This is a genomic window from Pyxidicoccus caerfyrddinensis (genome assembly GCF_010894405.1).
Taxonomy (GTDB): domain Bacteria; phylum Myxococcota; class Myxococcia; order Myxococcales; family Myxococcaceae; genus Myxococcus; species Myxococcus caerfyrddinensis.
This window is the reverse complement of sequence record NZ_JAAIYA010000025.1, coordinates 26,148-40,524: the sequence shown is the minus strand read 5'-3', so window position 1 is coordinate 40,524 and position 14,377 is coordinate 26,148. Positions and strand designations below refer to the sequence as shown.

At 70.7% G+C, this 14,377-nt stretch carries 11 protein-coding genes; 5 read left to right on the top strand and 6 right to left on the bottom strand.

The features are described from left to right. Positions 1–99: 99 nt before the first annotated feature. The gene (locus tag G4D86_RS41060) at positions 100–1,266 is read left to right on the top strand and encodes a hypothetical protein (protein ID WP_163999803.1); all 1,167 of its coding nucleotides are present in this window, start codon (positions 100–102) and stop codon (positions 1,264–1,266) included. Between the two features lie 12 nt (positions 1,267–1,278). Then, positions 1,279–2,787, top strand: a complete 1,509-nt coding sequence (locus G4D86_RS41055) for a hypothetical protein (RefSeq protein ID WP_163999801.1) — start codon at positions 1,279–1,281, stop codon at positions 2,785–2,787. 51 nt (positions 2,788–2,838) lie between these two features. Here G4D86_RS41055 and G4D86_RS41050 read toward each other — a convergent pair whose 3' ends face one another. The 4 genes from G4D86_RS41050 to G4D86_RS41035 form a co-directional block, all read right to left on the bottom strand. After that, on the bottom strand, positions 2,839–3,600 hold the full coding sequence (locus G4D86_RS41050; RefSeq protein WP_163999799.1) for a MerR family transcriptional regulator: 762 nt from the start codon (positions 3,598–3,600) through the stop codon (positions 2,839–2,841). Positions 3,601–3,648: 48 nt separating this feature from the next. Continuing rightward, positions 3,649–4,503, bottom strand: coding sequence for a cupin domain-containing protein (locus tag G4D86_RS41045; RefSeq protein WP_163999797.1), 855 nt, complete (start codon positions 4,501–4,503; stop codon positions 3,649–3,651). Between the two features lie 151 nt (positions 4,504–4,654). Further along, entirely contained in the window at positions 4,655–4,909 is a 255-nt protein-coding gene (locus G4D86_RS41040) for a hypothetical protein (protein WP_163999795.1), read from the bottom strand. A 180-nt stretch (positions 4,910–5,089) separates the two neighbouring features. After that, a complete protein-coding gene (locus G4D86_RS41035) occupies positions 5,090–7,921 on the bottom strand; it encodes a fused MFS/spermidine synthase (RefSeq protein WP_240360771.1) in 2,832 nt (943 codons plus the stop codon). 77 nt (positions 7,922–7,998) lie between these two features. Between G4D86_RS41035 and G4D86_RS41030 the strand changes: the two genes are divergently transcribed. The 3 genes from G4D86_RS41030 (at position 7,999) to mrpC (ending at position 11,445) form a co-directional block, all read left to right on the top strand. Further along, positions 7,999–8,973 carry a sensor histidine kinase gene (locus G4D86_RS41030; RefSeq protein ID WP_163999790.1) on the top strand — a complete coding sequence of 325 codons (975 nt, stop codon included), beginning with the start codon at positions 7,999–8,001 and terminating at the stop codon, positions 8,971–8,973. Between the two features lie 9 nt (positions 8,974–8,982). Next, complete coding sequence (locus G4D86_RS41025) at positions 8,983–10,434, top strand: sigma-54-dependent transcriptional regulator (protein WP_163999788.1); 1,452 nt, start codon at positions 8,983–8,985, stop codon at positions 10,432–10,434. A 264-nt stretch (positions 10,435–10,698) separates the two neighbouring features. After that, the gene (mrpC, locus tag G4D86_RS41020; protein WP_163999786.1) at positions 10,699–11,445 is read left to right on the top strand and encodes a Crp/Fnr family transcriptional regulator MrpC; all 747 of its coding nucleotides are present in this window, start codon (positions 10,699–10,701) and stop codon (positions 11,443–11,445) included. Between the two features lie 201 nt (positions 11,446–11,646). On the opposite strand, the gene G4D86_RS41015 is transcribed toward mrpC, so the two are convergent. Together G4D86_RS41015 and G4D86_RS41010 are read right to left on the bottom strand one after the other, a co-directional pair. Further along, the gene (locus G4D86_RS41015; protein WP_163999784.1) at positions 11,647–13,221 is read right to left on the bottom strand and encodes an aromatic amino acid hydroxylase; all 1,575 of its coding nucleotides are present in this window, start codon (positions 13,219–13,221) and stop codon (positions 11,647–11,649) included. Between the two features lie 92 nt (positions 13,222–13,313). Next, positions 13,314–14,234, bottom strand: coding sequence for a LysR family transcriptional regulator (locus tag G4D86_RS41010; RefSeq protein ID WP_163999782.1), 921 nt, complete (start codon positions 14,232–14,234; stop codon positions 13,314–13,316). Positions 14,235–14,377: the final 143 nt, after the last annotated feature.

Here is a 14,377-nt window from a genome sequence, read left to right as displayed (position 1 = left end):
AAGGTTGCGGACGTGGCACGGGGCCCCTCCGGGGCCGGTCCAACCGCCTGGAATTCCAGGGGGTACGGCGCGCTCCAGGCGTGGTAGGATTCGCGCCCGATGACGCCGGTGCTTCCCGCCGCCCCTTCCCGGACCCACGTTCCAGCCCCCGGCCTGCCGGGCACCCTGGCCTTCCGTGGGTTGTGGCTGTTCTCGGCGCGGGCGGATCTCCTCATCATCGCCCTGCCCCTGGCGCTCGCGCTGGGCGTGGCCGCGTCCAGCGTCCTGTCCGCCCCGGCCGCGGACGGCGCGCACCGGCTGGCGGCGTGGACCGCGCAGAACCTGTTGGGCAATGCCACACACGTGGTGCTCACCTTCCTGCTCTTCGCCGTGCACAAGGACGTGCTGACGGCGGCGCCGGGCCAGCCGAGGCAGGTGCTCGCGGGCGCGCTGGCCATGCTCGCGGTGGGCACGGGCTTCTTCTTCAGCTTCTACGCGGACCTCACCGCGCACACCTACGCGGTGGCCGTGGTGTTCAACGTGTTCGGCCTGCACCACACGCTGTCCCAGCACCGGGGCATCTGGTCCTTGCACGGGCTGCGCGAAGGTGACGCCGGGCTGCCCGCGTCCTCCCCGAAGGAGCGCGAGCTGCAGAAGGTGTACGTGCCGCTGATGCTCACCCTGCTCCTGGTGCGCATCCTCTTCGTCTCCGAGTCCACCGGTCCCGACCGCTCCGCCTACCTCGACGTGGGCCAGGGCGCGGTGCTGCCCCGCGAGACGCTCGCCGTCCTGCTCGCGGTGTGGATGGGCTACTTCGTGGCGCTCTTCCGCTCCGTCCTGAGCGCGGGCACCCGGAGCGGGCCGAAGGTGCTCTACCTGCTGGCCATGGCGACGGCGACGGGGCTCGTCCTCGTGGCGCCCTCGTGGGGCTATGTGATGCTGCCCGGCATGCACGGGCTGGAGTACTACGTGCTCTCCGCCCGGATGCTGGAGCCGCGCCCGGGCGACACGTCCCGCGTGCCCCGCTCGCTCATCGTCCCGCTGATGATTGCCAGCATGCTGCCCCTGCTGGCCCTGGGGACGGTGCACGCCGTGCTCCAGGAGGAGGCCGTGTTCGGCGTGTCCGCGAGCCAGGCGGACCTCGTGCGAGCCTGGCCGCTGTTGCGCGTCCTGACGTCCCTGAGCTTCGCGGTGGTGCTGGCGCACTACTTCGCGGACGCGCTCATCTACCGGTTTCGGATTCCCTCCATCCGCGCGGTGATGCTGCGCCGGCTGGGGCTGCGGTAACCGGCGGCGCGGATGCGAGCGCGGTACGCCCTCCTCGTTCCCGGGCCCGCGGCCCTGCTGGCACTGGCGCTGGCCATGTGGCTGGGCCTGTCACCGCTCAAGCACTTCGACCTCTTCTTCCACCTCGCCGGGGGCCGCTTCATCCTGGAGCACGGCTTCACCCGGGTGGACCCCTTCAGCCTCACCGGCACCGCGGGTTGGGTGCCCCATGAGTGGGGCTTCGGCGTGCTGTGCGTGCTGCTGGTGCGCTGGCTCGGGGCTGGGGGGCCCGCGCTGCTCATCGCCGCGCTGGTGTCCGCCAACGTCCTGCTGCTCTGGACGGCCCTGGGCCGGGCCGCCTCGGGGCGCCTCGGGCTGCTCGCCCTGGGCGCGCTGGGCCTCCTCTTCCTGGTGCACGCCCCCACCTGGCAGCAGGAGCGGCCCTTCCACCTGGGCCACCTGTTCTTCACCCTCGCGGTGCTGTGCGTCCAGGCATGGCGCGAGGGCGAAGACCGCGTCCTCTGGGTCTTCCCCTTCCTGGGCGTGGCCTGGGCCAACGTCCACGGGAGCTGGCCCCTGGGCCCCGCCCTGCTCGGCGGCACCGCCCTGGGCGCCCTGCTGGATGCACCGAGCCCGGCGTCCTGGCGCCGTGCCCTCCGCGCCGGCGCCTTCGGCGTGGCCGCCTTCCTCGCCGCCGGCCTGGGCCCGGATGGCACCGCCATCTACCTCTACCCCCTGCACCACTCGGTGCTGGAGTCCACGCAGGGCATCGTGGAGTGGCGGACGCTCGACCTGGACGAGGGCTGGAGCTGGGCCTACCTCGCGCTGATGGGAGCGACGCTGTTCGCCGTGGGCCGGGCCCCCTCGCGCAGGCTGGCCAGCCTCCTGCCCGCGGCAGTACTCGGCCTCGCCGCCCTCAAGGTGCAGCGCCATGCGCCGTTCGCCGCCGTGCTGCTGGCGCTCGCGCTGGTGGAGCACGGCTCCCAGGCACCGGCCCGCGAGGCCGGCGTGGCCACCTCCGGAGCCTGGCGGCGCCTCTGGCGGGGACTCGACGCCGCGCTGGCCAGCTGGAGCGCCCGGGCCCGGGGCGCCCTCTGGCCCGCGCTGGTGCTGGCCGCACTGACCGTCATCCACGCGACGCGGCCGACGCCGATGGAGGAGGGCGTGAAGCGCTCGCGGATTCCGCTCGCGGCCCTCCAGGCGCTCCGCCAGCTGCCACCGGGCAGGGTGCTCAACGCCTTCGTCATCGGCGGCCCCATCTCGTTCTTCGCGGGGCCGGACTACAAGGTCTTCATCGACAGCCGCAATGACCCCTTCCCCCTGGCCGTCCACCAGGACCACCTCCGGCTGGTCTGGGGCGAGCCGGGCTGGGAGGAGGTCCTGGCGAGGTACGACCCGGACTACCTCTTCTGGAAGGTGGAGAACCCGGGCAACATCCTGCTCGACAACCTGCGCGCGCGCGGCGGCTGGCGCGAGCAGGTCCGGGACGGCAACTACGTCCTCTGGGTGCGAGAGCGGCCCGCCGCGACGACGCGTCCCTGACGTCGCGGTGGGCGCGAGGCCTGGCGGAACAAGACGGGCCCCGCCTCCGGCCTACTCGCCGTGCCGTTCCGCGTTGGCGAGGATGGCGTCACGCGTGAACTTCGCGAGCCCCGGCCGCGCCCGGTCGATGTTCTCCGTGAAGCGGGGGTCGCTCACGTACATCTCCCCCAGCGCGCGGTGCATGGCGTACGAGCACGGGTAGAACCACTTGGAGATGTGCTGCCGCGCCTCCTCGGCCAGGTCCATGGCCGCCGGCTCCGTCGGCGCACGGCCCGCGCCGAGCAGCTCCGCCATCGCCTTGCCGATGCGGTCCTGCTCCGCCTTCATGTCCTGCCAGTCCTGCTTCGTGTAGCGGGCCGTCCTCCGGGCGGACTCCTTGTAGGCCTCCGTGTCGCCCCAGCGCTCCTTCACCTCGGCCTCGTACTTCGTCGGGTCGAAGTCGCCGAAGGCCTCGAACATCTTCTCCTGGTCCATGGTCTTCCCCTTCTCCAGTGCGTCCAGCGCCGAGTCCACGGCGCCCAGTAGCGCGTCCAACCGTGCGGAGCGTTCCGACAGCAACTGCCGCTGCATCAGCAGGGCGGAGCGGAGGTCGAAGGAAGGGTCCCCCAGGATGCGGCGAATCTCCTCCAACGGGAAACCCAGCTCCCGGAAGAAGAGCACCTGCTGCAACCGCTGCAGGTCCACCTGGGTGTAGAGCCGGTAACCGGCCTCGCTGCGCTCCGAAGGGCTCAGCAGGCCAATCTCGTCATAATGATGCAGCGCCCGGACGCTGACCTTCGCAAGCCGGGCCACCTGACTCACTGTAAGGGCCATCTCCCTCCACCTCGGATGAGATGTCTAAGGCCTCACGTCGCGTGAGGGTCAAGCCCCCGGGCGAAAGACATACAGCGCCAGCGGGTGGCCGGGCTCCGCGCGCAGCGTCGCGTCCCGGCGCAGCACCCAGAGCTGGCCCGGCTTCACCGGCCGCGCATCCGGGGCCTCGATGGCCCCCTCGCCCTCCGCGACATAGACGACCACCGGCGCCTTGCGAGAGGCCGCCAGCGCGTGCACTCCGCTCGCGAGCAGCACACTCGACATGCGTCCGTCCAGCGCGGGCAACCGCTCCTCACGTACGCCCTCGCGGAGGGACGGGAGCACCGCCGCTGGCACGTGGACGAAGGGCGCGGTGCCCGTCCTCATGCGTGCGTCCTCGCCGTCCACGTAGAGATTCCCGTCGAAGGGTGGCCACGAGAAGACGAGGTTGCCCAGCATCCGGTCCGGGGCGCGATTGAACCACGCATGCCCGGTGAAGGGCGGTGAGGCGATGAGCTCCCCGGGGCCATGCACCCCCACCCGATGCGCCAGGCCTTCGCCATCTCCCCAGACCTGCCGGACTTCGGCCTGCCCGGTGACGATGATGGTGGCCTCGTGCGAGCGCCGGTGGATGTGCAGCGGACACGCCTGCCCTCGCCCCATGACGTGCATGTGCACGGAGGCCGTGTCCTCGGTGAAGTACGTCTGGGAGACGTCGGACGAGTCGGGGTTGTCCCGCGCCAGCGCCTCGAAGCGGGCCGGCACATCGAAGACCTCCACCTCCGGGTCTCCCAGGCCCACCATGGCCAGCCGGACGGCCACGAGCAGCGCCCCCAACGACAGGGCCAGCACCAGCGAGAGGAGCCGATACAGCCAGAGCCGCCGCCGCAGCGCGAGGAGGTCGACTGGAACGGAGAGGCTCATCTGGGAGGTCCAGGAATCCGGGCCGGGCACCGGGCGCGCGACGGGCGCCCTCGACCACGGCGGGGCTCGCACTGGCGCAAGCCCGGACACCCCGGTGGAGTCAGCCCATGACGTGCGCCACGGGCGACTCCTCCGAAGGGCAAGGCTCGGCTCAGTAGGTGTTGTTCTGGCCGAACGACTTCATCGTCTTCTTGTTGAGCTGGTCGTTCGACTTCACGCCGTCGTTGGCCACGTTGTCCTCACCGGCCAGGGCCGCCGCGGACGCGCCGAACAGCTTGCGGATGTTGTCGCCGAAGAGCGTGATGACGCCGATGGCGGCGATCGCGATCAGCGCGACGATGATGATGTACTCGGTCATGCCTTGGCCACGGGCCTTGCGGAGGTTCTTCTTGGGGAGCGTCTTCATGGGGTTCTCCTGGGGGGACGGGGAAGCGGTGAAAAACTCACCCTGAGACTCAGGGTCGCCGGCAAACCTAGGGCAGTTCCACACCCCGCCTCCATCCGTCATCGGGAGGATGGGGCCGACTTCCTGTAAATTCAGGCATTTGCAACAACTCAAGCTCTCAGAGGAGCCCTGGAGGGGGCCTCAGGGCGTGTCCGGCGACGCCACCGGGGCCGGGGGAGCGGCGGCGCAGACCGAGGCCGGGAGCGCCTTGCACAGGTTGCCGAGCGCCTCGGCCAGGTCGGTGTCCTTCGGGTGGGCGCGGGCCACCTCGCGGCCCAGCGCCAGCGCCGCGTCGGCCTCCGCGGGCGTCCACACCGTGCGCGTGGCCCACAGGCGCGTGGTCACCATCTCCAGGTAGGCGGTGATGAGCGCGGGCTCGCGTCCGCCTCGCGCCACCTCGGCCTCCAGCAGCGAGACGGCCAGCGACAGGTCCTCCTGGGCCAGCGCCGCCTTCGCCACCGCCAACGCCGCGTCGCGGCTGTCCGGGGCCGCCGCGCGCCACCGCGCCGCCACGCCGCGAACCAGCGGGTCATCCGGCCGGTGGTAGCGCGCCATGTTGCGGTACAGCCGCTCCAGCTGCTCCGCGGTGGGAGGGTGCTGGCGCACGTAGTCGTGCACGAACAGCCGCGGGCCGCCGTCCGGGGCGCGCCGCTCGTCATGGTAGCGGTCCAGGCTGCCCACGAAGAAGGCGATGGGCGAGGCGTACTCCAGGATGTTGTCGTCGTCGGTGTTGATGGGCCCCTGCCCGGCGAACTCGAGCTGCCCCTGCTCGCTGTGCACCTGCTTGGACAGCAGCGCGAAGACGTCGTGGATGTCCACCCGGGCCAGGTCCGCCTTCACGTCCGGGCGGCCCATGCGCTCGGCCAGCCGCTGCACGTCGAAGTTCAGCGGCTTGCGGCTGGCCACCATCACCAGGTCATACGGCCCCAGCCACGTGGTGGCGTGCGGGAAGGTGTCCCGCATCGTGCGCATGACGAGCTGGATGAGCTCCTTGCGGTTCTCGTAGACGTGAATCCACTGCACCAGCACCCCGTCGTCCGTCAGGTGCCGGTCCACCGCCTGGAAGAAGTCCCGCGTGAAGAGACCGGAGACGCCCGACACCCACGGGTTGGAGGGGACGCTCACCACCAGGTCGTACTTGCGCGGCGCCAGCGCCATGAACGTCTTGGCGTCGTCCACGTGCACGTGCGTGCGCGGGTCATCCACCGCGTTGCGGTTGTCGGCCTTGAACAGCCGGGCCGCGTCGATGACGGCCGGGGAGATTTCCACCAGGTCCATCCGCTCCACCGGGTGCGCCAGCACGCTGCCCGCGGTGATGGCGGCGCCCGCCCCCACCACCAGCACGTTCTTCGGCTCCCGCGGGTGGAGCAGCACGCCCAGATGTCCGGCCACCACCTGCGTCTCCACGTCGCTGCCGGTGGACGCGTCCACCTTGCCATTGAGCTTCATGTACCGGTGCTTGCCCGGGATGTCCGCCACCAGCACCGTGGCGAAGGTGTCGTCCTTGTAGAAGACGGGCACCGTCTTGCGCTCGGTGCCGGCCACCAGCTGCGCGTAGCTCTCCGTGGGCGAGTGCACCCGCGGCGAGGTGATGCTGCTGAGCCGCACCGCCCAGCCCCGCATGCCGCCCAGCACCACGACGGTGAGCCCGGCCGCCACCGCCACCGGCCACAGGGCGCGAGCGGGGCTCGCCGGACGCCCTGGCACCGCGGAGAAGGCCAGCGCCGCGGCGGCGAGGTTGACCACCGCCCCCGCCACGAAGTTGCCCTCCATGCCCCACCACGGCATCAGCACCAGCCCGCCCAGCACCGAGCCGCTGATGGTGCCCACCGTGTTCCACAGGTACACGCCGCCGAGCTGCCGCCCCACCTCGGACACCTTCGCCGTGGCCACGCGCGCCGCCGCCGGGAAGGCCGCCCCCATGAAGAAGGTGGGCACCAGCAGCACCACGCAGCAGAAGCCGAAGGTCATGAACTGGAATACCGGCCACGTCTCCAGCGAGGCCGTCAGCATCCAGCGCGCGGTGCGGAAGTAGTACGGCAGCCGGACGTACAGCGGCAGCGCCACGCACAGGCTCACCACCAGCGCCACCTGCATGCGCGCGTACATCCGCAGCGAGTCCACCTTGGACCCGCGCGTCATCAGCCAGAAGCTGCCCAGGCCGATGCCCAGGATGAAGGCCGTCAGGATGAGCGTGAAGGCATACGTGGACGCGCCCAGGACGATGGACAACAGGCGGATCCACGTCACCTGGTACAGCATGGACGTGAAGCCCGACAGCGCCACGCCCACCAGCGCCGCCCGCACCGCCGTCCGGGGATAGGCCACCTCCGCCCCACCCTCCGCGTCAGGCGCGGACTGGCCCGGAGCCAGCGTCGGCGGGTGCCGCCGCGCCAGCGCCAGCGCGGCCAGGGCCAGCAGCACGTTGAGCCCCGCGGCCCCCTTCGCGGAGGCCGCCAGGCCGAAGGCCGGCACCAGGTGCGTGCCGGCCAGGAACACGCCCACCGCCGCGCCCAGGCTGTTGACGGCGTAGAGGCGGGCCAGCTCCCGCTGCACCCCCGCCAGGCTGGAGGCGAAGTGCCGCACCAGCGCCGGCAGCGTGCCGCCCATCAGCAGCGTGGGCACCACCAGCGACAGCGACGCCACCAGCAGCCGGGGCGCCACCCGCCAGCCGTCCGGCACGCCGGGCGCCAGCATCAGCCACAGCGCCCCCAGGGCGTCCAGCACGTACGGAAAGGCCAGGGCGTACAGGCCCACGCCCAGCTCCAGCAGGCCGTAGAGGGCCAGGGGGTTCTTCACCCGGTCGGCTGTCCTCCCAAAGACAGAAGCCCCCAGCGCCAGTCCCCCCATGAAGGTGGCGAGCACCACGGCATGCGCCTGTCCGCTGTTCCCAAGGACGTTACCGAGGTACTTGGACCACACGAGCTCGTAGACCAGCGCCGTGGACCCGGACAGGAACAGGAGACAGGCCACAAGGTTCTTCGGAAGACGTGCCGTGATGGACATAAGGACAGCGCGCGACCTTACTCGGTATGTTTCAGGCCCATCAAATGAACGCCCACCTTCTGCAAGCCGTGTTGCTCGCCTGGTCTCCAAGCCTGCGGGTGACCCGCGTCGAGGGCGATACCGCCACCGTGTTGCGCCGCCCCACCGCGGAGCTGCTGGAGCGCCCGCTCCACGTGGTGCTCGGCGTCACGGCCGAGCGAGCGCGGGAGCTGGATGCCCGTGCCCGTGAAGACCGCCGCGCCGTGGAGTTCATCTCCGCGCAGCTCGGCGGCGAGGACCCCACGCCCCTGCGCCTGACGGTGGGCCTGGACGCGGGCGAGGCCTGCGCCGGCGTGCTCGACTTGAACACGGTGCTGGAGGGCGCGCCGCCGGTCCAGATTTCGCGCCTGTCCTCCTCGCTCAGCCACGAGATTCGCAATCCGCTGTCCTCCGTGAAGATGGCGGTGCAGACGCTGGCGCGGAACACCGGGCTGTCGGACCGCGACAGGCGGCGGCTCACCATCGCCAACCGCGAGATTCGCACCATGGAGCGGATGCTGTGGCTCCTGTCCGAGTACGGCCGGGACACCACGCCGAACCTGGACGCGCACCCGCTGCGCTCGGTGCTCCAGGAGGCCACCGCCATGGTGGCCCCGGAGCTGGCCGAGCGCCGCATCGAGGTGCGCGTGGACGAGGAGCAGGACCTGCCGCGCGTGCGCGTGGACCCCAACCGGCTGCGGCCCGTGCTGGCGCAGGTGCTCCTCAACGTCGCCATGGGACAGCCCGAGGACAGCCCCGTGGAGGTCGCCCTGCGCCGTGACGGCACGGGCCATGTGCTGATGGTGCTCAAGGACCCCGCCGCCGCGCTGCCCCCCGAGGAGCGCGGCACCCTCTTCGAGCCCTTCGGCTCACGCCTGGCGAGAGGGGCCGGCCTGTCGCTCGCGGCCCTGCGCCGGGTGATGACGGGCCAGGACGGAGACCTGGCCGCCGAGGGCAGCGCCGAGCCCGGCATGGTCTTCACACTGACGTTCGCCACCTGAGACGACGCCATGGAGACCCTTCTCATCGTCGACGACGACGTCTCGCTCCTCGAAACGCTGAAGATGCACTTCGAGGAGATCGAGCACGACGGCCAGCCGCGCTACCACGTGGCCACGGCCACCAGCGCGGCCGCGGGCCTGCGCGCCGCGCAGGAGAGCATGCCCAGCGTGGTCATCCTCGACATGATGCTTCCGGACCGCACGGGCCTGGAAATCATCGAGGAGATGAAGGGGCTGTGCGGGGACGCGCGCATCATCCTCGTCACCGCCTACCACGACATGGAGACCACCATCCGGGCCATGAAGGCCGGAGCCTTCGACTACATCCACAAGCCCTTCCCGGACCCGGCCGCCCTGGACCTGGTGGTGGAGCGCGCGCTGGAGTACCGCCAGCTGTCGCGCCGCGCGGACGAGGTCAACCGCGAGAATGCCGCCGCCCGCCTCGGCGACATCGTGGGCACCAGCGCGTCCATGCAGCAGCTGGTGAAGGAGATTGGCAAGGTGACGGGCAGCCACGCCACCGTGCTGATTACCGGCGAGAGCGGCACCGGCAAGGAGCTCATCGCCCGCGTCATCCACAACTACTCGTACGACGAGCCCCGCCCCTTCATCGGCATCAACTGCTCGGCCATTGTCGACACGCTGCTGGAGAGCGAGCTGTTCGGCCACGAGAAGGGCGCCTTCACCGGCGCGACCTCCGGCAAGCTGGGCAAGTTCGAGGTGGCCGAGGAAGGCACCGTGTTCCTGGACGAGATTGGCGACATGTCGCTGATGCTCCAGTCCAAGCTCTTGCGCGTGCTGCAGGAGCGCGAGTTCGAGCGCGTGGGCGGCGTCAAGCGCATCAAGCTGCGCGCGCGCGTCATCGCCGCCACCCACCGCAACCTCTCCGAGGAGGTGGCGGCGGGCCGCTTCCGCGAGGACCTCTACCAGCGCCTCAAGGTGATTACGCTCCTCATCCCCCCGCTGCGCGAGCGGCGCGAGGACATCGCCCTGCTGGTGAAGCACCTGCTCGAGCGCATCAACGAGAAGGTCCACAAGCGCGTCACCCGCGTGCCCATGGAGGTCATGGAGCGGCTCACCCGGCTGCCCTGGCGCGGCAACGTGCGCGAATTGGAGAACGTGCTCACCCGCGCCGTGGTGCTCGCCCCCGGCGACGTGCTGCGCGGGGACGACCTGCCCGCGCTGGAGGCCCCCCCGAGCCTGGACGCCGGCCGCCCCATCCCCGCCGGCGCCATGTTCGCCGCCCCGGCCGTGGATGACGCCAGCCTCATTCCCACCCTGGAAGAGGCCGAGAGGCAGCTGATCGCCCGTGCGATGGCCGTCACCAAGGGGCACAAGGGTCGCACCTGCCAGATTCTTGGAATCAGCCGCCCCACCCTGGAGCGCAAGCTCCAGAAGTACGGTCTCACACAGGGACAGGGTCCCCAGGTGCACACCTTCCCCGTGAAGGACGCTTCCTGAACATTGTCGCGGGCGCGACAATGGGGTGCCCGGATTCAACGTTTCGTTCAACTTGATCAGACTGTTTGAACGTTCTGTTTCAGGTTTTGGACACAGAATCCCGGGTGAGCCTGTCCTGTAGCGCTAAGTACCCGGCATTACTCAATGTGTTCCCCCGGTGGCACTTCATTCCCGGCTGGCACGTAACTTGGAAAAGGAAACCCCCGTCCGCCGCTGAGGCAAGCGGCCAGTCTTCCTCTTCCTTCCTTCCCCGGAGTGAATCCCATGCACGGTTTCAATCGCCCCCTCGGCCCTATCGGTTCCAACGTCGTGGCGCCGCTGCAGACGACCTCCTCCGGGATGATGGTGACGGCCAACAAGCTCATCCCCGGGCAGGAGGCCATCGACTTCAAGGGGTACTTCAAGGTCGAGTCCTTCCCGCACAACTCGACCATCTACCGCCCCGGCGACAACACGGACCGCGTGTACCTGCTCAAGTCCGGCCGCGTGCGCCTGATGCGCATTGGCAAGAACAGCACCCGCTCGGTGGTGTCCATCCTCCGCCCCGGTGACTTGTTCGGCGAGCTGTTCCGCCCCGAGGGCACGCCCATCGAGGAGATGGCCGTCGCCGCCGGTGAGGCCGAGGTGTGGAGCATCGAGGGCCGTGACTTCCGCGCCCAGCTGGAGGCCCGTCCGGCCCTGGCGGTGGACGTGGTCCGCGCCTACGCCGAGCGCGTCCGCTCGCTGCGCAAGCGCGTGCTGGGCCTGACGTTCAAGGAAGTTCCGGCCCGCCTGGCGGACACCCTGCTCACCCTGGTCGAGGCACACGGCGAGCGCTGCCCGCACGGCGGTGAGACGGACCTGCGCGGCATCACCCAGCAGGACCTCGCGGACCTCGTCGGCGCCTCGCGCTCCTTCGTGTCCACGCTCATCAACGAGATGAAGCGCGAGGGCGTGCTCGGCAACGTCGGCCGCATCCTCTGCGTGCGCGACCAGAAGGCGCTGCGCAAGATTGCCTCCAAGGAGAAGTGAGCAGACGCTCCTTCGCGGGAGCTGACGCCAACCTCGGGCCTGTCCGCGCGGGAAACCGCGGGGTCGGGCCCGTGGCGTTTTCAGGGCTCCGGAGTGTCGGAGTCCGGGCACTCGGCCCGGCGCATTGCACGAAACGTCGACGCCCTCCGCTCACGAAGGAGCAGAGGGCGCCGGGTGACTCGAAGAAGCCGTGCGGGACGCTCAGGCGCGGGGCGCGCGCAGCTCGTCCACCTCGGTGCGCAGCAGCCAGTCGTCGGGGAAGTCCGTGGCCGCGGCGGCAATCTGCGCCAGCCGCTCGGGCTTCACGCTGTGCGCCTCGCGCATCTGGCGGACTTCGCGGTAGAGCGCGGCCAGCGACGGGTGCAGGGCCAGGGCCTTGCGCGAGCGCGCCTTGGACTCGCCGTCCCCTTCCGAGAAGGCGCTCAGCTCGCCGAACCACTGGTCCCACGACTCCGGGTCCGCCGGCCCGCCCGCCACCGAGGGCAGGTGCGTGCTGACGAAGAGCCTCGCCACCGCGGGCAGGTCCAGCTCGCGCCCGGCCAGCCGGCCCCGCAGCGCCAGCACCTCGCCGCCGTCCGAGGCGAAGCCCTCCAGCTCCAGCCCGCTCTCCATCACCAGCCGGAACGGGCCGCGATCCGGGAGCTTCCCCGCGCCGAAGGCCACCAGCGCCGGGCCACTCCACGGCTTGCCGTCCTCGGCCTTCCCGCCGCGCGAAGAAACGATTGGGCCATCCAGGCGCACCAGCGCGGTGGTGAGCCCCGGCGCCACCTGCTTCGGCGCGGCCACCATCTCCATCACCCGGCCCGTCACCTCGCGCCCGTCCGCCAGCACCAGGTGGTTGACGGTGCGGCAGCGCAGCGCCTCCGCCAGCCCGAAGTCCCCGCCGCGCTTCCACGCCATCGTGGACTCGAACTCGCGCAGCACGTCGAACAGGTGCTCGAAGTCGCGCGCGACGAAGAGCTGCGGCTGCATCCGGGTGATGTCGTATTCGGTGTCCGCGCACGCCATGCTCAGCGCCAGCTTCTTCACCGCCGGGGTGAGGCAGTGCTGCGCCTCGGCGATGCTGGACAGCAGGCCGGCGCCGTAGATGCGCGGGTGCTCCACGTCACCCACGAGGCCGTACTCCGCCGTCCACCAGTACAGGCGGCTGGCCCGCGTGCTCTCGCTGACGAAGCGGCGGCTCGCGCTGGCCGCCTCGAGCCGCGCCTCCGCATGGGCCACTTCGACCTCGCTGGCGTTCGGGTCCTCCTTCACCACGGAGAGGTTGCGGATGGCCTCGAAGACGGCCTGGTCCTCCACGCTGGCAATGGCCTTGAAGCCCACCAGCCCGCACGCCTTGAGGTACTCCGCGTAGCGGCGGTTGGCGATGATGGGCGCGTGGCCCGCGCTCTCATGGACGATGTCCGGCGCCGGTGTGTACTCGATGTGCTCGTGCGTGCGGATGTCCGCGGCGATGGCCAGCACGCCCAGCGCCTGGAGCTCCGTGAAGACGGCGGGCGGGATGAAGCCGCGCACGCCCACGCACGCCCAGCCCAGCCGCGACAGCTTCTCGTTCATCTCGTCCAGGCTGGGGATGCACTCCGAGCCGATGCCCGTCGCCTCCAGGCCCTCCAGGTAGACGGGGTGCGCCTTGTCCGCCAGGTGCCCGCGCAGCTTGCCCAGGATGTTGCGCCACACGGCCTGGTCCCGAGCGGTGTACGCCGCGTAGTCCTGGCCCACCACGTAGCGACGCAGGTGGGCGGGGAGGCGGGCAATCGTTCGTTCCGTGGGAGTCATCGTTGTGCACCCCTGGCATAATCTTCTACCCTGCTAAGATATCCCTTCTTGGGCAAAACGGAAATCCGACAGAATCCGACGGCTTCGTCGTTTTAACGACGAGCCGAGTGGATGTGACGCACCCCGTCGAGGAGGGTGCGGGCGCCGGGGCTGAGCGAGCCGGCGGGCCAGAGGGCGACCACCTCCACGGCCTGGGGCTCCTCCTCCCGGAGCGGCCAGGCGCGGATGTCGGGCGGAAACGGGTGCATCAGGCGCAGGTCCGGCGCAATCGCACAGGCCTTGAAGGCGCGCAGCAGCTCGTAGATGAGGAGGAAGCTCTCCGCGCGGGCCACCTCCACCACCGTCACCTTGTGGGTGGTGAAGCGCGCGCTGTTGGCGCCTCCGTACGGGTCGTCCCGCAGCCAGTCCACGAAGGGCTGGCCCTCGAGCTCCTTCACATGCAGCGCCCGACGGGAGGCGGCCTCGCGGACCAGCGCGTTGTCCGGCCCGGCCAGCACCACGAAGGGCATGCGCAGCAGGGACTCGGACTCCACACCCTCGTGGGGAGGCAGGGGCGTGAAGTCCAGGGCGAGGTCCAGCTGCCGCGTCTTGACCTGGCGCGTCAGCTCGTGCGGGCCGCCGAAGCTGAGCACCAGCTTGAGTCCCCGGGCGGCGGCCTCCCTCGCCACGTTCCCCAGCAGGGACAGGGACAGGGTGGGGTTGAGGCCCAGGCGCACCACCGGCTCGGCGCTGGCCAGATCTTGAAGGCGCTTCATGTCCAGCTGGTGCAGCGGCGTCTGCGTGCCCGCGAAGAGGCGCTCGCCCCGGGCGGTGAGCTGCAGGCGGCGGCCGGGGCCGCGCTCCAGGAGTGAGGCCCCCTCCGCCAGGGCCATCTCCAGCGCGCGGATGTGCTCGCTCACCACCGAGCGGGCCACGCCCAGGTGCTCGGCGGCGGCCTCGATGCTGCCGGCCTCCACGGCGGCGGCGAAGGACTCCAACCAGACGAGGTGCCGGACGAGCTTGCGCGGGGGCATGCGGCCATCCTCGCACCGCCGGCCACGTGCGACACGCCGGCTTCCGGCACGACGCTGCTCCGGGGCGCCCGCGACGTCGCAGTCAGGCCGCAAGGGACTGTTGGCCCCGGAGGCGGCGGAGGGTACAAGCCGGCTCCACGCCC